Origin of the sequence: Flavobacterium facile, from assembly GCF_036321945.1 — a bacterium.
Taxonomy (GTDB): Bacteria; Bacteroidota; Bacteroidia; order Flavobacteriales; family Flavobacteriaceae; genus Flavobacterium; species Flavobacterium facile.
In genome coordinates this window covers 1-21,835 of sequence record NZ_JAZAYT010000020.1, presented here as the reverse complement: position 1 = coordinate 21,835, position 21,835 = coordinate 1, and the positions used below count along the sequence as shown (strand labels likewise).

Genomic DNA, 21,835 nt, shown 5'->3' with positions numbered 1-21,835 from the left:
GGAGAATTCAATAACTTAATGCAACAAATGATAATTTTTATCTTTGTTGAATTATGGAAAAAAAGCACAAACGACTTACACTAAATGAACGCATTATTATTGAGACTTTACTCTATGAAAATAAGTCTAAAAGTTATATTGCAAAGCATCTAAATAGAAATCGTTCTACTATTACTCGAGAAATAAATAGTTGGATGCACAAACCAACCGATAAATACAATGCAACTTTAGCAGATTTCTTTGCAAAAGAAGAGTATTTAAACAAAAGAAATCTTGATAAAATAAATACTCATAAAAAACTTAAACTATTTGTTTACAGAGGCTTATTATGTGGTTTTTCGCCAGAACAAATTGCTGGAAGAATTAAAATTGATTATCCTAACAATAGTATTATGACAATCTCTCATGAAGCAATTTATCAGCATATTTATAAACATAGACAGTCAAGATTAGGCAAAAAACTCATACAACTTCTACCCTATCATCATTCCAAAAGAAGATACAATAGAAAAGGTGGAAAAAACAAAATACGAATCAAAGACCAAGTAAATATTAGCCAAAGACCCAACAGTGTTGAGTTACGAAACGAAGTTGGACATTGGGAAGGAGATCTAATGATTGGTGTAGGACAAAAAAGTGCCATCGGAACAATTGTAGAAAGAAAAACAAGATATGTTTTCATTATTAAATTAGAAAATAGAAAATCCGAAACCGTGACACAACAATTTGCAAAACACTTGAAAACACTACCCAAATACACTGTAAAATCAATGACTTACGACAACGGAATGGAAATGGCAAATCACAAATGGCTATCAAATAACACTGGAATGGATATATATTTTGCTAATCCTTATTCTTCCTGGGAACGTGGAACTAACGAAAACACGAACGGTTTAATTAGGCGTTTTTTCCCTAAAGGAACTGATTTTAACACCATAACAAACAAACAACTAAAACATGCTGAATTAACTCTAAACAATAGACCTAGAAAGGTTTTAGGGTACAAAACACCTCAAGAAAAAATGAATCAAGAAATCACTAACTATATAGCATAAATCAAGCCTATTTCGGAAATAACTTTTGGTCAATTAAAAAGACCAAAAAAGTTATTCTGAAATTAGACAAAATGAAAAGAAAATACTAATTTTGATTAGAACAATATTAACTGACCTTGTTGCGTTAAGGTCTTGAATCCGCCATCTACACAAAATTTTGACGGTGTTGAATACACTGGAAAAACTACTTTAGGTGGAGTTAAAGTTATGGCAGGTCTTGCTTTAAAATTCTAATCTAAGAATCTTATACAAAACAAAAACCCGCCATTGGCGGGTTTTTTTATGCTTACTATTTATTAAAAAAGAATTTTACTTTTCAAAATCTTTTAAGGTATTTATAATAATACTAACACAATCTAATAATTGCTCTTCCGTCATTACTAAAGGTGGTGCAAAACGTATGATGTTACCATGAGTTGGTTTCGCTAATAATCCGTTTTCAGCTAATTTCATACAGATGTTCCAAGCTGTGTCACTTTCTTCTGTATCGTTAATTACAACAGCATTCAACAATCCTTTTCCACGTACTAAAGTCGCGATATTTGAAGTTTGAATGTATTTGTTTAATTCTTCTCTGAATACTTTTCCTAATTTACGGGCATTTTGAGATAAGTTTTCATCTGAAACTACATCTAAAGCTGCCATTGCCACCGCAGCAGCCACTGGATTTCCACCAAAAGTAGAACCGTGTTGCCCTGGCTTAATCACATTCATAATTTCATCATTAGCTAAAACAGCAGAAACTGGATAAGCTCCACCAGAAATAGCTTTACCTAAAATTAAAATATCAGGTTGTACATAACTTGCTTGTTTCTCACATGCATTTTCACAAGTACAATTTCCACAAACTGCTAACAAAGAACCTGTTCTTGCAATTCCTGTTTGCACTTCGTCTGCAATAAACAATACGTTGTGTTTCGCACATAACGCTTTTGCTTTCGCTAAATAATCTTCTGAAGGCACATAAACTCCAGCTTCACCTTGAATTGGCTCCACTAAAAATCCTGCGATATTTGGTGATGAAGTAATAGCGCTTTCTAAAGCTTCCACATCATCATAAGCAATTTTTATAAATCCGTCAGTAAAAGGTCCGAAATTTTTACGTGCATTTTCGTCATTAGAAAACGAAATAATTGTAGTTGTTCTTCCGTGGAAGTTATTTTCACACACAATAATTTGTGCTGCATTTTCGCTAATTCCTTTTTTCTCATAGGCCCATTTTCTACAGATTTTTAAAGCTGTTTCTACTGCTTCAGCACCTGTATTCATTGGCAATACTTTATCGAAACCAAAATAATTGGTAATATATTTTTCGTAAACACCTAACTTATCATTATAAAAAGCACGAGAAGTTAACGTTAAAGTTTGTGCTTGTTCCATCATTGCACCTACAATTTTCGGATGACAATGCCCTTGGTTTACTGCTGAATATGCGGATAAAAAATCATAATATTTTTTACCTTCAACATCCCAAACATAAACACCTTCACCTCTATTCAAGACTACTGGTAATGGATGATAATTGTGTGCGCCGTGTTTGTCTTCTAAAGCAATAATTGCTGCTGGGCTGATTTTTTCTAAAACTGACATAATTTATTTTTTATTGATTGTCAAATCGCAATTCCTACTTGTGGAGAGAAATCATCCCTAACATAGCGCAAGGTAATAATTCTATATTTAATGATAAAATATTAACTTAACTAAGTTTAATTCTTCATTAAATCGGAATCAAAAACACAATATACATTAACATAACAATAATGTAACTTTTGTACGATTTTTCATGATTTAAATAACTTTTATAAAATATTAAAACAATTTTAAAGCAACACTAAGCTATTAAGTTTGCCCTATCTAATAATAAATAAAAAAACATGAAACTTACAACTAGTATTTTAGGTCTAACCTTGATTTCAACATTTTTGTCTTGCAATTCCGAAGAAAGCAGTGTTGTTGAAAACACGAATCCAATCGAACTAAAAAACCATTCAATCACACCTGTGTTTATGAAAACCATGCCAGGATTTTCAACATTAAACACTTATGCTTTATTTTCAAGTGAAGATACATTTACAGAAACTCCAGGATATGTTTTTGGTGGCTCTGCAGATGGTTCAGGGTTATTTAAAAACAATGACGGTACCTTTACTTTCTTAGTAAATAACGAAGACAACTTTGCTGTTTCTAAGATTAAGTTTAATAAAAACTTCAAACCTGTTGGCGGTGAATACGTTTTGAATTCTAATGGAGCTGGTAACCGTTTATGTTCTGCTACTTTAGTAACGCCAGAAATTCATGGATTTGGTCCATTATTTTTAACTGCTGGAGAAAGCAACAGCGAATCTCAAGTTATGGGTTTAACTCCATATGATACTAAAGCAAACAACAGTACACCTAGACCGATTACAGGATTTGGAAGATGGTGTGCAGAAAATGCTGTTCCTTTAGCAAAAGAAGCTTACACTAACCAAACAGTTGTTTTATTAGGAGATGATGATTCTGGAACTTATGGTGGTCAATTAGTTATGTATAAAAGTACTGTTGGAGATTTAAACAACGGAAAAGTATATGTAATTAAAAGAACAGACAATATTACGAACGAAAGAACAATGACTGAGAACAACACTTATCCTGTTCAGTTTGTAGAAATTACTGATGCAAAAACAAATACTGGACTTCAAAATAACCAAGCATCTCAGGCAGCTCAAGCCATTGTTTTTGGACGTGTAGAAGATATTGATTACAGAAAAGGCGCTGGTAAAGAACGTGAAATATATTTTAATGTTACAGGTCAGGATAACACAGGTGTAAATGCAGATAATTCAAGATCTAAATACGGACGTGTTTACAAACTAGTTTTAGATGCAAACAATCCGTTAAGCGGACAACTTACATTGGTTTTAGATGGTGACGACAGATCTGGAAAAGCAAAACAATTTCAAAATGTTGATAATATTTGCGTAACTAATAACTATGTATATGTACAAGAAGATGCAAATGGTTATGGAAACGAAACTCATGATGCTTACATTTATCAATACAATATTGCTACAAAAGAATTAAAAGTAGTTTTTGAATTAGATCACAAACGTAACGATCCTACAAATAAATACTTAAGTGCAGGTTCAAGTTTTGGTTCATGGGAATATGGGGCTTTAATTGATGTTTCAGAAACTATTGGAATTCCAGACACCTTTATGCTTTCAATTCAATCTCATTCTTGGAAAACAGATTCTTTTAAAGGTGTAGACGGCGGAACAATTCGTCCAAACGAAAACCAAGGAAGTCAAGTTATATTAATAAAAGGTTTAGCAAGATAAAAAATCAACTTTATAAAATACAATTAATTAGGAATGTGATTTATTGCATTCCTAATTTTTAATTTATACCTAATGAGAAAAATAATTGCCTTTATATTTATTGGAATACTTTTGTTTGCTTGTAAAAACTCTAATTATGAAGAGTTAACTCCAATTGAAAAAACCAAACAAAACTTAATTAAAAACTATACTTTATTTGCTAAAAGTTGCAAAAAATTGGATAGTTTAATTCAAAATAAAACCAACATAACAAAAGCACAAAACGAATTTAATACAGCTCGTTTACATTATAAAAAAACCGAAAGTTTTATCTCTTTATATTATCCTGAAACTTCTAAAAGCTTGAATGGAGCAGCTATTGATAAAAACGACATACATGAAACAAGTAGAAAAAAAGAAGAAGCTACAGGCTTTCAAAAAGTTGAAGAACTATTATTTGCTAAAGAAATTGATATAGAGAATTTAAAAAAACATGTTGGTATTTTAAATGGTTATACTCAAACACTTAAAACCAATATTAAAAACATTCAACTTTCCGATAGCAATATTTTTGAAGCACAAAAATTGCAAATGGTTCGAATGATGAGTTTAGGAATTTCAGGATTTGATTCACCAATTACACTACATTCCATCCCGGAAGCTAAAGCTACAATTGAAAGTATTTCAGATGTAATCTTAACTTTTTCGGATGATGAAAAATTTGTTGAACTTATTTCTAAAACAAAAACATATCTTGATAAAAATCAAAATTTCAACACTTTTGACAGAGCTGATTTTATTGTAAATTATTGTATTCCGATTTCTAACACTATTCATAAAATCCAACAAAAATTAAAAATCAAAACGAATCCTTATACGAATGCAATTAATCTTGATAAGCAAAACATTTTTGAAGAAGGCGCATTCAATCAGGATTATTTCGCACCAAATTACAATCAAAAACCAAATTCAGCGCAAATTGCTTTAGGTGAAAAATTATTCTTCGACCCAATATTAAGTGGTAACAATAAAGTTTCTTGCGCAACTTGCCACATTCCTACTCAAGCTTACGCTGATCATAAAACCAAAGCAGTAGAAGGAATAAAATCTAGAAATACGCCCACTTTATTAAATTCCGCATTTCAAAATGTTCAGTTTTTAGATGGTCGAGTTACTTATTTAGAAGACCAAGCGAAAAGCGTGATCAACAACAAAGATGAAATGCACGGAAGTTTCGCAAATGCTTTAAATAAAATTAAAAACAATCCGTCTTATCAGAAGAAATTTAAAAGCGTTTTTGTTAATGAAAAAGAAATCACAGAACAAAATCTATTAAAATCATTGGCAAGTTATGTGCGTTCTCTATCGAAACTAAATTCAAAATTTGATAATTATTTACGTGGAAAAACGAAATTGACAGCAAGTGAAAAAAACGGATTCAATTTATACATGGGTAAAGCCAAATGTGCAACCTGTCACTTCTTTCCCTTATTTAACGGAAGTGTACCTCCATTATACAATGAAACAGAAAGTGAAGTATTGGGAGTTCCTTCGCAAAATGTAACACAAAACGCAACTATAGATAGTGATTTAGGCGAATTTTTAATAACAAAAGCACCTCTGAAAAAACACGCTTTTAAAACACCAACTGTCAGAAACAGTAGCATAACGTTTCCATATATGCATAATGGTGTGTATCAAAAACTAGAAGATGTCATCGATTTCTATAATCGTGGCGGCGGACATGGTATTGGAATTGCAACTGAAAATCAAACCTTACCAACAAATAAATTAAATTTAACAAAAAGTGAAATTAAAAACTTAACTGATTTCATTAAAACGTTAAATAATTCTAGTTATTAAAGCTTGTTTTCAAACATTGACAATAAATTTGTAACGGTATTCCAATTTCTTATGGTTGCCGTTGCATTTAATTTTTTCTCAATATATTTTTGATCCAATTTAGTTTTTCCAGCACCAACTGCATATTTGATATAAATTCTACTAGCGTCAATTGCCGCTTCATCGGGTTTGAAATTACTAATTTTCAAATCATTTATTGCTAATGGCGATAATTCTTTAGAAATGAAAGCGACGTATAATTTTTTCGTATCACAATCCTTTTCTTTCAAATACGGATTGTTTTTGAAACACAATTCCAAATCTGATTTAGAAACCATTACTACTGGCACATCATGTCCAAAAACTTTTGAAATTTCTTGTTTGATTTTAAAACCTACACTTGCGGCATTTTCTTCTTCCGAATCCACAAAAACATTACCCGATTGAATATAGGTTTCCACATTTTGAAAGCCCATATTTTCCAGCATTTTCTGCAACGCATCCATTTTAATCATATTGTGTCCTGATACGTTTATGCCACGTAAAAGTGCTAAGTATTTTGTCATCCTCTAAAATTTTGTTATAAAAGTAAAATAATTTATCTAATCCGCATAACAATTCTTATTTTTGCAACATGGGAAAAAAGAGAACAGAAAGAATCGTATTCGAAAACGTACAAATCCTTGATGCAGGTGCAAAAGGTGTATCGGTGGCTAAAGCCCCAGATGGTAAAGTAATTTTTATTCCGAATGTCGTACCAGGTGATGTGGCCGACATTCAAACCATGAAAAAAAGAAAAGCATTTTACGAAGGTAAAGCCATCAAAATTCATGAGTTTTCGGAACACAGAACAGAACCAGTTTGTGAACATTTTGGTGTTTGTGGTGGTTGTAAATGGCAAAACATGAAGTACAGCCAACAATTACATTACAAACATAATGAGGTGTACAACAATTTAAAACGTATTGGAAAAATTGAAATGCCAGAATTTGAACCAATTTTAGGTTCGGAAAAACAATTTTTCTATAGAAATAAAATGGAATTTGGTTTCTCATCAACAAGATGGATGACACCAGAAGAAGTGCAATCAGGAGCTGAATTAGATAATAAAAATGCGGTTGGATTTCATATTCCTAGAATGTGGGATAAAATTTTAGATATTTCTAAATGTCATTTACAAGAAGATCCTTCTAACGATATTAGAAACGAAATTCGTCGATTTGCGAATGAAAACAACCTTTCTTTCTTCAATCCAAGAGAAGTTACTGGATTATTAAGAACGTTAATGATTCGTACCGCTTCAACGGGTGAATTGATGATTTTAATTCAGTTTTACGACAATAACAAAAAAGAAATTGAATTGATCATGAACTTTTTAGCGGAACGTTTCCCAAATGTTACTTCGCTACAATATGTGATCAATCGAAAACTTAACGATACGATTTACGATCAAGATATTATAACTTTCAAAGGAAGAAATTATATTTTAGAAGAAATGGAAGGTTTACATTTTAGCATTAATGCGAAATCGTTTTACCAAACCAATTCAGAACAAGCGTACCAATTATATGCTATTACAAGAGATTTCGCTGGATTAACTGGTGAAGAATTAGTATACGATTTATATACTGGAACAGGAACTATTGCTCAATTCGTTTCGAAAAAGGCAAAAAAAGTAATTGGTGTAGAAGCAGTTCCAGAAGCAATTGCTGACGCTAAAGAAAACGCCACTCGTAATAACATTACCAATTGTGAATTTTTTGTAGGTGATATGAAAAACGTTTTCAATGACGATTTCATCAAAACTCACGGACATCCAGATGTGGTAATTACAGACCCACCACGTGATGGAATGCATAAAGATGTTGTCGCACAATTATTGAAAATTGGAGCAGAAAAAATTGTATATGTAAGTTGTAACTCGGCTACTCAAGCGCGTGATTTAGCTTTATTAGATGAAATGTACAAAGTGACTCGTGTTCGTCCAGTAGATATGTTTCCTCAAACGCATCACGTAGAAAATGTAGTACTTTTAGAAAAAAGATAAGTATGAAAAAATTATTTTTCTTATTGCTAATTAGTTTTTTCTTTTCAGGATGCGAAAAAGATGATATTTGCGATACAGCCACACCAACTACTCCAAAAGTGGTCATTGAGTTTTATGATGCGGTAGCAACGACAACGACAAAGAATGTGAACAATTTAATAATTACTGCCACAGGATTTACTTCTGAAATAAAATACAATGCTGTAAATAAAATTACAGTTCCATTGAAAACATTTACGGATATAGCTACTCTTAATTTCAATTTAAATGCAGGTGCTGACCCAACTACAGATGATAATTTAGATGAAATAACCTTTAATTACACCAGAAAAACAAACTATGTTTCGCGTGCTTGTGGTTATAAAACTACTTTTACATTAGATGCTACAAATCCTGTTGTTGTAACACCTGATGCAAGTAATTGGATTTTAAACGTAATTGTATCTCAACCTAATATTGAAAACCAAAATGAAACACATGTTAAAATATATTTTTAGTCTCGTTTTACTTTTGTGTTTTTCAATTGAAAGTGATGCGCAAAACAAGGCAAAAGACACGGTTAAAATTCCACAGCGTTATGGTTTACGAGTTGGTGTAGATTTACATCGCTTAACAAAATCGCTATACGATCATAATTACAAAGGTTTAGAATTAGTGGGTGATTATAGAATTACGAAGAAATTTTATATCTCTGGAGAATTAGGAAACGAAGATAAAACTTCACCTGACGACAATATTAATTATACAACAAAAGGAACGTATTTTAAAGTTGGTTTTGACTATAATGCTTATGAAAATTGGCTTGATATGGAAAACATGATTTATGTTGGAATGCGAGCTGGTTTGGGAAGTTTCAGTCAGAAATTGAATTCGTACAATATTTATGAACCCGGAAATTATTACGGAACAAATACGATTGCTGTCGGTCAAGAATTTAATGGCCTTTCTGCAAGTTGGATTGAAGTAGTAAGTGGTTTAAAAGCAGAAGTTTTCAATAATTTATATGTTGGATTTTCGTTACGACTAAACTATTTATTGTCGAATAAAGAACCTGATGGCTTTGCGAATTTATACATTCCTGGTTTCAACAAAACTTATGAAGGCAGTAAATTTGGTGCAGGTTTTAATTACACTGTAAGTTATTTTATACCCTTATATAAAAGCAAACCTAAAGCAAAAGAAACAAAAGAAGTTAAACAATAACTGCTTTTTGACATAAAACAAAAATCCCAAATTCTAATTATTACAATTGGAATTTGGGATTTTTTATTTTTTGGAATTTGACTATTTAATCTCTTTCACACCTTTCATAAAAAGCCATTTCATAAATAACTTTTCACCTTCAGCTGTTTTTACCACTTGAAATTTCGGTGCTAATATTGTTCCAATTAAAAAAGCCGCAACTGGAATTTGCCAGCTTGTAAAACCTGTGTAAGTCGCTACGACATAACGAAATGCAATAAAAAGGATTAAAAACCCTAACATATTATACACTAATGCTTTTGTTTGTTTTGACATAATCTATTTTTTACTTGAATCTTTTTACTTGAATCTTTTTACTTTTTACTTGGCTCTTTTATTCTTCTTCTCTATTTTGAAATTTAGTTCGCTTGCTTCCGGCATACATTTCGTATTTTACTAAACGTGCTTCTAACTTTCCATTAAATAATTTAATTTTTCGACTTGGACGTAATCCTACAAATTTCAGTGCTTCTAAATTTGCAGTTATAAACCAAGCGTTTGTTCCTGGATAATTCTGCTTCATTGTATCACCAATTTCTCTGTAAAAACGTTCCATTTCAATATTTAAACGTTCGCCATAAGGTGGATTAAAACAAATATGTAACGGACCTTCCACTTCTTTCTCTGATTGGAAGAAATCTGCTTGACCAATAGTAATATATTCGTCTAAGTTCGCATTTTTAATATTGTCTTTAGCTTTTTCAACCGCACTTGGTGCTTTATCGAAACCTTTAATCGTATAATGAAACTCTCTAGTTTTCTTTAATAATGATTCTAAAACCTTATCAAATAATTCCGAATCCCAATCTGGCCATCTTTCAAAAGCAAATTCTTTTCTGTTGATATTTGCTGGAATATTGCAGGCGATCATCGCAGCTTCTGCCACAATCGTTCCACTTCCACACATTGGATCTAAGAAATGTGCATTTCCATCCCAACCAGATAAAATCAACATTCCTGCTGCTAAAACTTCATTAATTGGTGCAATGTTTGTTGCCGTTTTATAGCCACGTTGGTGCAATGAAACACCTGAAGTATCTAATGAAAGCGTACAAAAATCTCTATCAATATGAATGTGAATACGTAAATCTGGAAAATCTTTGTCAATACTTGGACGTTCTCCAGTATTGGTTTTAAACTGATCTACAATCGCATCTTTAACTTTTTGAGCCACAAATTGACTGTGTGTAAACTGCTCTGAATACAAAGTGGTTTCCACAACAAAAGTCTGTTGCACTTTTAAATAATCTGACCAATCAATTTTTTGAATTCCATCATATAAAGTTTGCTCATTATAAGCCTTAAACGTATGAATGGGTTTTAGAATTTTTAAAGCCGTACGCAAAGCCAAGTTGGCCTTGTACATAAAACCTTTATCACCTTGAAAACTAACACTTCTAGTTCCTTTTACCACATTTTGCGCTCCTAATTGGAACAATTCTTTTTCTAGAATTTCTTCAAAACCAAAAAAAGTTTTGGCAACCATTTTAAAATTTTCCATAGACCTCTTTCCCTCAGAGAGAATTAAATTATTAATTATATTTATGTTAGCCACGAATGCACGAATTTTATATTAAATGACTTCAATTCGAATCGACATTGTCGATAATTTTTCGAATCAAACATTGTTACAATATTTAATTCGATAATTCGTGGCAAAAGTAAATCTGCATTAGTTTCACTTCGCTTATTATTATTTGCAAAAATACATTAAATTTGTTGATTCATAATTTCCAAACAGATAAATGTCAGATTCTACAGCAAAAAATTCAGAAAATTGGTTCAGTACTTGGTTCGATACACCTTATTATCATATTTTGTATAAAAACAGAAATGATGAAGAAGCACAAGCTTTTATGGATAACATCACGCATTATCTAAATATGCCTGAAAACGGAACTATTTTAGATTTAGCTTGCGGAAAAGGAAGACATTCTATCTACTTAAACAAATTAGGCTACAACGTTACTGGTGTTGATTTATCTGAAAATAGTATTTCGATTGCTCAAGAATCTTCAAATGAAACTTTACAGTTCAAAACGCACGATATGCGTGAACCGATGAACGAAACTTACGATGCCGTTTTTAATTTATTCACGAGTTTCGGTTATTTCGACACACATGAAGACAATATCAAAACCTTAAAAGCGATTAAGGAAAGTATCAACGAATACGGTTTTGGTGTGATTGATTTTTTCAATGCCGATTTTATTATTGAGAATTTAGTAGCCGAAGAAACCAAAGAAATTGATGGTATTACGTTTCATATCAAACGTGCTTTAGAAAATAAAAAAATAATTAAAGAAATTCGTTTTGAAGACAAAGGCGAATCTTTTTTCTTTACCGAAAAAGTTTCCGCTTTCACCTTAGCCGATTTTGAAGCTATGATGGAAGAAGCAGGTATTTATTTATTAGAGATTTTCGGCGATTATAAGTTGAGAAAATTCTACAAATCACAATCAGAACGTTTAATTTTGTTATTTAAATAATGAACTACAGTATTTATATTTTCCCTTTATTATCTGTCATTTTAGGATATATTTTCGCCATATTTTTTTCACCAAAAAGCAAGAAGAACTTAAAATTATTACTTGCGTTTAGTGGGGCATTTTTATTATCATTAACAGTAATGCACTTGCTTCCAGAAGTTTATCATAGTGAAGAAATTATTACTGAACCAGGACACGAAGGGCATTTTCATTCTAAAATTGGAATATTCATTATGATTGGAATTTTATTTCAAATCATCTTAGAATATTTTTCAAAAGGAGCCGAACACGGTCACGTTCATGGACATAATAAGATTTCTCATATTCCATGGTTGTTATTTTTCAGTTTGTGTTTACACGCGCTTTTAGAAGGATTACCAATTAGTAAAAACCCATCTTTAGCTTACGGAATTGCGATTCATCACTTTCCAATTGCTATTATTTTGACGACTTTTTTCAAAAACGCCCAATTGAACTCTAAAGCGATTTTGTTTTTCATGATTGCGTTTGCGTTTATGACACCAATTGGAACTTTCCTAGCTGATAATTTGAGTTTTATTACGAATTATTATTCGCAATTATCTGGAATTGTAATTGGAATTTTATTTCATATTTCTTCTACTATTATTTTTGAAAGTAGTGAAGGCCATAAATTCAATTTAGCTAAATTAGTGGTGATTGCTTTAGGGATTTTGTTGGCGAGTTTTATGTAGAATTTGCCACGAAGACACTAAGTCGCAAAGTTTTTTTAAAGGTTTGTTTTAGTAAATAATTTCTTCACCAATTCAATATCAAAAGCATCTTTGTTTATGGAATAGAAATATTTTGTTTGCCAAAGTTGCGTTTTTTCTGCTTGTTTACTTGTTGGAATATCCCAAGGCGGATAGACTCTAATGCCTCTTTTTCCGGAAGTATTGTTATTGCTAATAATTCCTTTTTCCAAAAGAACAGCTTTCGAAAACACAAATTGACCCAAATTTTTATCGCTTTTTGAAGTGATAACGATGAAATCGAAATTGTCTGAAACATCGAATGGTGCTGTTATTCCTTCGTTATTTCTTTTCCAAATGGTTACAAACTGACCGATTTTAGTCGGCGTAATTTTTGAAAATCGGTGAATAAATTCAATTGAATTTAATTTAAAAGAACAAGCTTGATACTCTTCACTTTCTGAATCAATTATAAGATTAGAGAATTCAAAATTATATTTGTCGTAAACAAATTCTTTAACTTGAAGAAGTTCTGAAGTTAATGGGTTTTCTTTCATTATTTATTTTTTTCTTCAATCCAACGGCTCATAAATTCTGTACTTCGCATCGTATGAAATTGCAACATTTGACCAATGAAATTAGCATTTCTATGTAATTCTAAATTAGTTTGAAGTTCCTTTAAAATATCCAAAAAATTAGACTTATAAATTGAAAACATAAATTTCTTTTGAATGATATCATAACCATTTTCTACAGCTTGTTCCCAAACTTCCTGATTAGAATATAATTCAACTGCTTTGGTTATAAAATCAAAATAATCATAAGTAATAAATCCATTCCAAGGCAAATTATCGTGCATAGCTTCTGCTCCAATTGATGTAGTTACAGATGGCGTTCCATACTCCATACCTTCCAACAATTTTCCTTTAATCCCAGCTCCAAAACGAATGGGTGCTAATAAAACTCTCGCCGAACGAATGACTTCTGCTGCACTTTCTGCTCTGCCATGAATAAAAAATCGTTCTTTCGGATTATTTAATTGATGTACTTTTTGTGTTGGATAGGCACCATAAACATTTAGTTTGGCATTTGGAAGTAATTCTTTTAGCTTCGGCCAAATTTCATTTTTTAAGACTAAAACCGAATCCCAGTTGGGTTCGTGATAAAAGTTTCCTATAAAGACAAAATCATTTTTTGATTGAAAATCTGGTTTTTCTGGAGTAAAATTTTCAATCCAAATCGGCAAATAAAATAAAATAGATTTCGGAACTTGGAAAAACGTTTGCAATAAATTCATCTCATGATCTGAAACCATAAGCGATAAATCACATCTAAAAATAGCTGCAATTTCACGTTTCGCGACATCAGAATTAAAATTTAAAGTCTCGCTATTTTTCTTTACTTCTTCATGTCTGGCTTGACGTAAGCAATGTAAATCTTCAGTATCTAAGATTTTAATCGCATTTGGCAATACATTTGAAACGCGCCAACCAAATTGTTCTTCCACCATAAATCGGTCAAACAAAACGATATCTGGATTTATCTGAAGTAATAATTCATCAAAACCTGAATCATTAATCTGAACGGAATGTTGCGTGATTCCTAAACTTGATAAATCGAAAGAAAATTCGCTTTCAGAAGCAATTGATGCGTATTCCACTTCATATTTTTCCGATTGAAAAAACCGAATTAACTGCAACATTCTGCTACCCGCTGCTGAAGAATTGGGTTCTACCCAAACTGAACTAATGATTAAGATTTTCATAGCCCAAATATACAAAGATTTTTGAGGGTGAATTTTGTTATTTAAAAATCTTAAAAACTAATTTTAGAATGGTTTAACTTATAAGTAAGTAAATAATATTTAACATTACTATACTAATTACAATAAGTAGCATAGTAATGACATGCGATTGTTTAAATTTCATTTTGCATTAAAAACTAGCAAGATTAACAACCACCTTGACCATAGACTTTTATTTTAATTTCCTGATTGTTTTTGTCTTTGATAACAAGTTCTGCGGAATAATCAGCCGATTCTTCTCCGTTTTGTTTAATAACTTGTATAAAATGAATATATGCAGTGTAATTTTCGTTACTATAAACAGTAATTTCAGAGTCGCCTTCTTTAAAACTAGAAACATTTTTTAAAGTCTGAATTTTATTATCTATTGAAATCAATGCTGTTGTGCCAATATCATCAAAATAATAAAATTTATCTAAATTGTAGTTGGTTTTTGTAGTTGAAAAAAGATAACTACAACCTGCCAATTCATCTGGTACTTTTGAGAAAGTAGTTATATTAATTGGCTTTACTAATAAAACTTTAATCTTTTCTTCTTGAGATTTTATTACTTGCTGCAACTCACTAATTTTATTTATATTTTCTGTGTTTTTGCTCTTTTCAATTAAAACGATTTGCTGAATTTTATTAACTTCATCAAGTAATTTTGAATTAGTAACAGTTAGGTTAGTTATAAGATTTACCAAAGAGTCTTTCTGATTATTTTTAGAAATTACTAAATTTTGATAAGCGACTCTAAGTTCTTTTTTATCCATTTTTTCAATTTCTTGAGAAAAGGAATACTGTATAAATACAATAATTGTAAATAATATTATTTTTTTCATAAGTGTTAATCTTTTAATGTTTTAGATATGTATTCTTGATGTTTATCAATTACTTTAGAGTCTTTATCAACTCTAATAGTATCAAAAAATTTAACTAAAGCGCCATGCTTGTTTTTTGTTCTATAAGAATGGGTATATCTAAAATAAATAATATCATTAGTTTGTTTAATTTTATTCAATTTAGATATTTTATTGGTGTATAAATTTAGTGTATCGATTTCATATGCATTTAAAGTAGCCTTTTCTTTGTCTAAATCTGACACTGTGTTGTTCATTGAATAATAATTTCCAGAAAGAAAAGAACTAAGCGCACGATTTGACATTTCTTTTTTCTTTTTTGCTACATAATCTTTAATATTTGCAACATAAAAGTTATAATTTGTTAACCTTTCATTAATTGCTTTTTTATACGTTAATGTATCTAAAATTTTCAATTCAATAATTTCATAACTTGATGGGTCATCTAACTGATTAACAAAACTTTCATTTAAACTTGACTTAATTTTATCTTCTTTTGAACATGCCATTAAAAGCATAAAAAAGAACATCATTATTACTTTATTCATATAATTACATTTTTTTACCGATTCTATTTTCTCTGTTTTTTTCTGCTTGGTAAATTGACTGCCTTAATTCTTCATCTTCTTTTTCAAATTTCAAATTTTCATCAATACTCCAAATACTATTTTCACCTTGTTCATATATATAAATATCTGTATCAAACAATAAATAGTAATTCTCTTGAATCAATAAAATTTTCTCCTCAACTCTTGCATCTAATTCAACAATATTTGAAAAATATTTATCTAAGTGCGCATAACTTATATAAAATATTTTGTTATGCAATAGCTTTAATTTAACTCTCAAAAGTGTTACGCCGTCTTTTACATCATATTCTACTTCTTTATAGATTCCCTTTTTAAATGATTCTTTATATGTAAATTCTTCTTCAATGTTTTTTTTAAAATTACCAAATAAAGTCATAAAATGCTTTTCTACATCTGATTCTGTCATTCCAAAACGAATTTTATATGGCAAATCAATTGAAGAAATAGGAATAGCCTTCATTTCATTTTCACTTTTTATTAATTCATCCTGAACTTTTTTTAATTCAATTCCTTTATTCTTAACTTCATCTGAATTTAAAAACAAATATACTTTGTCAAGAGACTTTAAAGTTATCCATTCATTTGGAATACTTTTTGAAGAATCATCTTCTGTTAAAAAATCAGTATTTATTGGCTCAGAAAATATTGAATAACCGTAGTTAGAACGTGAAATAATAAATTTTATGTCATTGATTTTTGTATGTTTTAAATAACGATCATATCTTGAATTTATTCCGCCTGTTAATGTTAACATATTGTCACAAAATTTATATTCGTCAAAAACTAAAGACTCTTCAATGATTGAGTCATTATCAATCCATTCTAAATCTTCACCAATTAATTTTTTAAGATTTTTTTCACTTAAATTAGGTTTGGATTTGTCTATATTTAATACATCTAAAGCATAACAATAACCTTTTGCATTTACTCTTACATAAATATTAAGGGAGTCCGTTTCGATTTCTATATTTTTATCATATAAAAACTTACCAACAGTTTTATCAGCTAACTCCGTTATAAAACTTTGTGAAAATGCTAATGAGGTAAATAATAAGAAAAATAATATTCTCATTATACTAAACTTTTATTTTCTTTCCATTGTTTGTATTTATCTAAATCACTTGATGCGCTACTAATCACCAATCCAATTACAAAAACATCATCTATTAAACCAATTCCAGGAATAAAGTCCGGAATAAAATCAATTGGTGAAATTAAATATAACAATGAAGCTACAATTGAAATAATAGTTGTTAATGGAATTACTTTATAATTTCCGTTTATATAATCTTTTACAATTGAAAAAAATAATTGCAAATAATCCCAGACTTTTTCTAATTGATTTTTATGCTTAGAAGCTTTATCCATAGCTTCATTTACTGTATTGGTTGTTTTTTGTTTATCTTTTATTAAAATTTCAGCTTCTTTCTCTGATGATTTAAAAGATTTCTCGATTTGATTTAGTTTGTCTTCAACTTTGGACATAATTTTAGTTTTTTAGTTTACACCGCTAAAATAATAAGCAAAAAATCATGCTTTAGAACAACTTGTTAAAGCAGGTAAAAACGAATACAAAAACTACTTTTTAGCTTATGAAGATGTTAATAATTTTAAACTTGTAGTAAAATTAAAACAAACGTTCCATCAAATTCTGTGAAATTTGTGGTTATTGGATTTGAAATATGCGGTTGAATTAATCGAAGTCTTTCCTCCGCTAATTGTAGTGCTTTAGAAGTATGCAATTTGACTTTATTAAAAGAAGCAATCCCTTTTCCGTTATCTTTTATTCGACATTCCAATACATGAGTTTCATTGAGCTGGAAAGAAATATCTAATTTCGGATTTGGATATTCGGCATTAAAAGCATGTACAAATACATTCTCAATAAAAGGCTGAAGCAACATCGTTGGAACTTGAATCTCTTGTGTATTTATATTAGGTTCTACTTTAAGATTAACTTGAATTTTGTTTCCAAAGCGTGTGTTTTCAATATAAATATAATGCTGTAAAAAAGTAATTTCTTCTTGTAACGTAATCGTCTTCTTTGTAGAATTATCCAGTGTCAATCGCATCAACTTAGCCAATTCACTAACAAAATTTAGCGAATTATCTATGTCATTACTAATTATAAAATCTTGAATGGTATTCATGGCATTAAACGTAAAATGAGGATTCATTTGACTTTTAAGTGCTTCTAATTTTGTTTCTGCTATACGTTGTTGAATGAGTGCTTTTTCTTCCGCGTTTTTTTTATTTCTTTTTATTATAAAAAACAAACCCGTTGCTATAACTGAAACAACTAAAAGCATAAACCACCAAGTCACCCAAAAAGGAGGTGTGATTCTTAATTTCAAAATTTTAAACTGTTTCGTTTCTCCTGAATTTAAATCTAAAACTTGAATTTCTAAATTATAATTTCCATGAGGTAAATAAGATAAAAATACGGTTAGTTTTTCAGAATAAGGACTCCAATTGTTTTTGCTATTTAATCGGTATCTAAATTTTAACTTATGAGGAAAAGGATGTCCAATTGGAATAAAATTGATAGAAAAAGAATTATGCTTATAATCTGATATTAATTCATTAGAATGATACGAAAACCAACGATTGTTTTTACTACTATGCAGCTGATTATTTATTAGTATAGATTGAATTATAATTTTTTCAACTGTTTTTTGTTTAGCTAGAAGCTTATTTAAATTAAGCTTATAAAATCCCTTTTGTGTTCCTAACCATAATTCATCACCAAAAATTTGTGAAGTTTTAAAAACACAATCTTTTAGACCTTGTTCTGAATCTATTAATCGAATTTTTCCATTGTGGTAAACATTCAACCCTTTTTCTGTACCGATTAAAATATACTCTTTATAACATTCTAAAAAATTAATACTATTTCCTATGATCTCTTTTTTGGGGATGGTTTTAAGAATTTTAAATTTTTGATTATCATCCACAATAAAAACGGTTCCAAATTCGGCAGCCAAAACCAAATGTCCATTATTCGTAAGGGCAATATGTTTGAATTTTTTCTCTTTCCAAATATTTTCAAACAAATACGATTTAAAATTTCCTTTATGATGAACAAACAAGCCATTAAAAACAGAAATTAGATACGTTTTATCTTTATTGTTTAGGATTTTGACAATGAATTGAGGCGTGTTAGTCTTAAATTTCGAATAATGTTTTCCTTCTAATTTGTAAACATAAACATAAGCACCAGCATAAGTAATGGTTTCTATAAATTTATTATCGGAAGTGAAACCAATTTTTAAACTATGTTTCGGAATATAATTTATAATTTGAGCTTTTGAATTCATTTCAAAAATCCCTAAATTACTTCCAACCCAAACAGAATTTTTGTTCTTCAATAACTCATAAAAAACAATTTCGTTAGCTTTTATATTAAAATTTAATTCAAAATCACGAGATTCTCTATAATTCGTATTGCATTTTGTTTTGTGAATCTTGATATAGTTAGATTGAAAATTTTTAAAATCATTTAAAGATATTGTAGCAGTTATTTTATCAGAAGAATTTAATACTGAAATACCCTGATTATGTAATACAAATTTAGATTGATCTAGAATTTCGAAATCAACAATAGATAAATTTTGAAAATTTTCATATTGAATCGTGGTATCCAAACGTATTTCATAAATCCCTTTATCGTTTGAACCTACATAAAGTACATTTCTAGAAGCATCATATACAACATTCAAAATCTTTTTTGAATCTATACCAAATGCATTGGAAAAATTAATCATTTTAACTTTTTCAATTTTATACAAACCACCATCCGGAGTGTACACTCCATCTGCAGCCGCAAAAAGTAAACAATTTTGAACTTTAGCGTATTGATAAATAATTGAATTTCCAAATTGAACGGGTTTAGCATTTTTAGAAAATAACTGTTCAATATTTATTTTTTCTATGAAACCTTCCTTACTTAGGTATAAATCTTGAAGATCTAAAAAAGCACTATAAAAGTTATTCCCTAAATATACAGGTTCAATATTAGTGGAATTTTTGCTTTCAACAATTTTAAAAACACCATCAAAAATACTAATAAAATACACTTCATTTTGATATACAAAAAATTCAATACAAATGAAATCTCCCTTTGTTTTAGGAATTTTTGGAGTAGTAATTTTATTTGTTTTAATATTAATAATGGAAACTCCTTGTTCTGTACCAACGTAAATATTATTTTTATAAGAAAATACCTTTCGCGTTTTATCCGAAGGCAATCCATTTTTAGTAGTAAAAATTGTAAATTTCTTTCCATCAAATTTACTCACTCCACCACCATAACTAGCAAACCACATATTCCCATCAGCATCTTGAGAAATATCCCAACAACTATTATGACCTAAACCATCTTCTTCACTTAAATTATAAAACTGACCATTAATAAAACGAGAAACGCCATTTTCTGTACCCACCCAAAGTACATGATCTTTATCAACAAACAAGGATCTGACTGCATTATTAGGCAAACCTTCAGAAGTTGTATAATTTTTTGATGGATATTGTTGAGCAAAAGCAGCCGTAAAAACTAATAAAAAAAGACTAAGAAGAAATCGCATCAATTAATTTCTTTTTAGTGAATAAAGTATCAGAAACAGGAATGGATTCCCCTATAATTAAATCTAACTTATACTCGTCAGATTTAAAACTCTTAATGTAATTTTTATTAACCAAATAACTTTTATGTATTCTAATAAAATTGGTATCCACTAAAACTTCACGAATTTCTTTTAAAGATTTAGAAGTAAAATATTCTTTATCTATGGTAACAATGTTCGAATAAGAACCATCAGACTTACAATAAACTATAGAATTAGCTTGAATTACTTCAAAACCAGATTTGGTTGGAAAAACAACTCTCTGTTTATCTACAAACTGATTATTAATGTTTTCAGTTAACAATTTAAACCTATCAAAATCGATTTTTATATTCTTTTTTGAAATATAACGGGAAATAGCAATATTAAAATCTTCTGTACCAAATGGTTTAACCAAATAATCTAAGGCACTTTTTTTTATAGCTTGAATAGCATATTCTTTATAAGCTGTGGTAAATATAATTTCAAAATTAATTTTATCAAAATACTTTAAAAGTTCAAAACCATTTTCATCTGGCATTTGAATATCTAAAAATATTAAATCTGGTTGATATCTTTTTATTGCTCTTACTGCAGAATCAACTGAACTACATTCCTCCAAAACATCAATAGTATCAGAATGATAACGTTCACAAAATTTCCTAAGAAAACTTCGTGCATGCATTTCATCATCAACAATAATTACTTTAATTTTCATCTAAAATATTAATATTACTCAAAAATACAATTAAGTTTAGGAGTATCCAAAATATCCTATAACTGTATAAAAAAAGAAAATGAAACACTAATTCTGCCTTGTTTACACATTATAGTTACTATATAATGATTGAAAAATAAAACAGTTAATTAAGAGATTCTCTTGATTTCTTGGGCGTTCCTCGTTGCACAAGTATTCCTTTTACCACACGTTAAATCTTACAACGAGGTCGTGTGTTCCGCTATATCTTTTATTTTGTTGCAAACATTTGGTAATAAAACAAGTAAATTCGGTAAGCAACAAAAAAAAGGATGCCACTCCCCCCACTAACGCATAGATTTTCATAAGATATAAACTGCTATAAACAAAAAGAATCTGAAACAAGTTCAGAATAAACCAAAAAATCGTCCCATCGGGACGATATATAGGTAAAAAAAAAGCCTCAATCTAAAAGATTGAGGCTTTAATAAAAGAAGGCGGCGACATACTCTCCCACATAACTGCAGTACCATCTGCGCAGTTGGGCTTAACTTCTCTGTTCGGAAAGGTAAGAGGTGAGCCCCAACGCAATAACCACCTTAATGGTTTGT

At 29.8% G+C, this 21,835-nt stretch carries 20 protein-coding genes and 1 rRNA gene; 8 read left to right on the top strand and 13 right to left on the bottom strand.

Annotation, left to right across the window (positions count from 1 at the left end; all coding sequences use genetic code 11):
• The first annotated feature begins 53 nt into the window (after positions 1–53).
• Positions 54–1,058 (top strand): IS30 family transposase, encoded by a 1,005-nt coding sequence (locus UEQ13_RS00590; RefSeq protein ID WP_329804339.1) that lies wholly within the window; start codon positions 54–56, stop codon positions 1,056–1,058.
• A gap of 309 nt (positions 1,059–1,367) precedes the next feature.
• On the opposite strand, the gene rocD is transcribed toward UEQ13_RS00590, so the two are convergent.
• Positions 1,368–2,648 (bottom strand): ornithine--oxo-acid transaminase, encoded by a 1,281-nt coding sequence (gene rocD / locus UEQ13_RS00585; protein ID WP_329804415.1) that lies wholly within the window; start codon positions 2,646–2,648, stop codon positions 1,368–1,370.
• A 284-nt stretch (positions 2,649–2,932) separates the two neighbouring features.
• On the opposite strand from rocD, the gene UEQ13_RS00580 reads away from it, so the two are divergent.
• Positions 2,933–4,378, top strand: coding sequence for a PhoX family protein (locus tag UEQ13_RS00580; RefSeq protein WP_329804414.1), 1,446 nt, complete (start codon positions 2,933–2,935; stop codon positions 4,376–4,378).
• Positions 4,379–4,450: 72 nt separating this feature from the next.
• Positions 4,451–6,220, top strand: coding sequence for a cytochrome-c peroxidase (locus UEQ13_RS00575; RefSeq protein ID WP_329804413.1), 1,770 nt, complete (start codon positions 4,451–4,453; stop codon positions 6,218–6,220).
• On the opposite strand, the gene UEQ13_RS00570 is transcribed toward UEQ13_RS00575, so the two are convergent.
• Positions 6,217–6,765, bottom strand: a complete 549-nt coding sequence (locus UEQ13_RS00570) for a DUF1697 domain-containing protein (protein WP_329804412.1) — start codon at positions 6,763–6,765, stop codon at positions 6,217–6,219. The genes UEQ13_RS00575 and UEQ13_RS00570 overlap by 4 nt on opposite strands.
• A gap of 68 nt (positions 6,766–6,833) precedes the next feature.
• Between UEQ13_RS00570 and rlmD the strand changes: the two genes are divergently transcribed.
• From rlmD to UEQ13_RS00555, 3 genes are read left to right on the top strand one after another with little or no spacing between them, the layout of a single operon-like run.
• On the top strand, positions 6,834–8,246 hold the full coding sequence (rlmD, locus tag UEQ13_RS00565) for a 23S rRNA (uracil(1939)-C(5))-methyltransferase RlmD (RefSeq protein WP_329804411.1): 1,413 nt from the start codon (positions 6,834–6,836) through the stop codon (positions 8,244–8,246).
• Between the two features lie 2 nt (positions 8,247–8,248).
• Positions 8,249–8,743 (top strand): DUF6452 family protein, encoded by a 495-nt coding sequence (locus UEQ13_RS00560; protein WP_329804410.1) that lies wholly within the window; start codon positions 8,249–8,251, stop codon positions 8,741–8,743.
• Positions 8,724–9,449, top strand: a complete 726-nt coding sequence (locus UEQ13_RS00555) for a DUF6048 family protein (RefSeq protein ID WP_329804409.1) — start codon at positions 8,724–8,726, stop codon at positions 9,447–9,449. Before UEQ13_RS00560 ends, UEQ13_RS00555 begins: the two co-directional genes overlap by 20 nt.
• An 81-nt stretch (positions 9,450–9,530) precedes the next feature.
• Here UEQ13_RS00555 and UEQ13_RS00550 read toward each other — a convergent pair whose 3' ends face one another.
• Together UEQ13_RS00550 and UEQ13_RS00545 are read right to left on the bottom strand one after the other, a co-directional pair.
• Complete coding sequence (locus UEQ13_RS00550) at positions 9,531–9,764, bottom strand: hypothetical protein (protein WP_329804408.1); 234 nt, start codon at positions 9,762–9,764, stop codon at positions 9,531–9,533.
• Between the two features lie 58 nt (positions 9,765–9,822).
• Complete coding sequence (locus UEQ13_RS00545; RefSeq protein ID WP_329804407.1) at positions 9,823–10,989, bottom strand: THUMP domain-containing class I SAM-dependent RNA methyltransferase; 1,167 nt, start codon at positions 10,987–10,989, stop codon at positions 9,823–9,825.
• 244 nt (positions 10,990–11,233) lie between these two features.
• Between UEQ13_RS00545 and UEQ13_RS00540 the strand changes: the two genes are divergently transcribed.
• Entirely contained in the window at positions 11,234–11,977 is a 744-nt protein-coding gene (locus UEQ13_RS00540; protein ID WP_329804406.1) for a class I SAM-dependent methyltransferase, read from the top strand.
• Positions 11,977–12,690, top strand: coding sequence for a ZIP family metal transporter (locus UEQ13_RS00535; RefSeq protein WP_166130799.1), 714 nt, complete (start codon positions 11,977–11,979; stop codon positions 12,688–12,690). Before UEQ13_RS00540 ends, UEQ13_RS00535 begins: the two co-directional genes overlap by 1 nt.
• A 35-nt stretch (positions 12,691–12,725) precedes the next feature.
• Here the strand turns inward: UEQ13_RS00535 and UEQ13_RS00530 are convergent, their stop codons facing one another.
• The 9 genes from UEQ13_RS00530 to rrf form a co-directional block, all read right to left on the bottom strand.
• Positions 12,726–13,244 (bottom strand): MepB family protein, encoded by a 519-nt coding sequence (locus tag UEQ13_RS00530; protein WP_329804405.1) that lies wholly within the window; start codon positions 13,242–13,244, stop codon positions 12,726–12,728.
• Positions 13,244–14,452, bottom strand: coding sequence for a glycosyltransferase family 4 protein (locus tag UEQ13_RS00525; RefSeq protein WP_329804404.1), 1,209 nt, complete (start codon positions 14,450–14,452; stop codon positions 13,244–13,246). Before UEQ13_RS00525 ends, UEQ13_RS00530 begins: the two co-directional genes overlap by 1 nt.
• A gap of 185 nt (positions 14,453–14,637) precedes the next feature.
• Positions 14,638–15,315 carry a hypothetical protein gene (locus UEQ13_RS00520; RefSeq protein WP_329804403.1) on the bottom strand — a complete coding sequence of 226 codons (678 nt, stop codon included), beginning with the start codon at positions 15,313–15,315 and terminating at the stop codon, positions 14,638–14,640.
• 5 nt (positions 15,316–15,320) lie between these two features.
• Positions 15,321–15,881, bottom strand: coding sequence for a hypothetical protein (locus UEQ13_RS00515; RefSeq protein WP_329804402.1), 561 nt, complete (start codon positions 15,879–15,881; stop codon positions 15,321–15,323).
• A 4-nt stretch (positions 15,882–15,885) separates the two neighbouring features.
• Positions 15,886–16,995, bottom strand: a complete 1,110-nt coding sequence (locus UEQ13_RS00510) for a hypothetical protein (protein ID WP_329804401.1) — start codon at positions 16,993–16,995, stop codon at positions 15,886–15,888.
• Complete coding sequence (locus UEQ13_RS00505; protein ID WP_329804400.1) at positions 16,995–17,408, bottom strand: YkvA family protein; 414 nt, start codon at positions 17,406–17,408, stop codon at positions 16,995–16,997. Before UEQ13_RS00505 ends, UEQ13_RS00510 begins: the two co-directional genes overlap by 1 nt.
• 125 nt (positions 17,409–17,533) lie before the next feature.
• Positions 17,534–20,509: a sensor histidine kinase gene (locus tag UEQ13_RS00500; RefSeq protein WP_329804399.1), complete on the bottom strand. Its 2,976-nt coding sequence runs from the start codon at positions 20,507–20,509 to the stop codon at positions 17,534–17,536.
• The gene (locus UEQ13_RS00495; RefSeq protein WP_329804398.1) at positions 20,493–21,245 is read right to left on the bottom strand and encodes a LytR/AlgR family response regulator transcription factor; all 753 of its coding nucleotides are present in this window, start codon (positions 21,243–21,245) and stop codon (positions 20,493–20,495) included. Before UEQ13_RS00495 ends, UEQ13_RS00500 begins: the two co-directional genes overlap by 17 nt.
• Before the next feature lie 471 nt (positions 21,246–21,716).
• Positions 21,717–21,826 (bottom strand): 5S ribosomal RNA (gene rrf, locus UEQ13_RS00490).
• Positions 21,827–21,835: the final 9 nt, after the last annotated feature.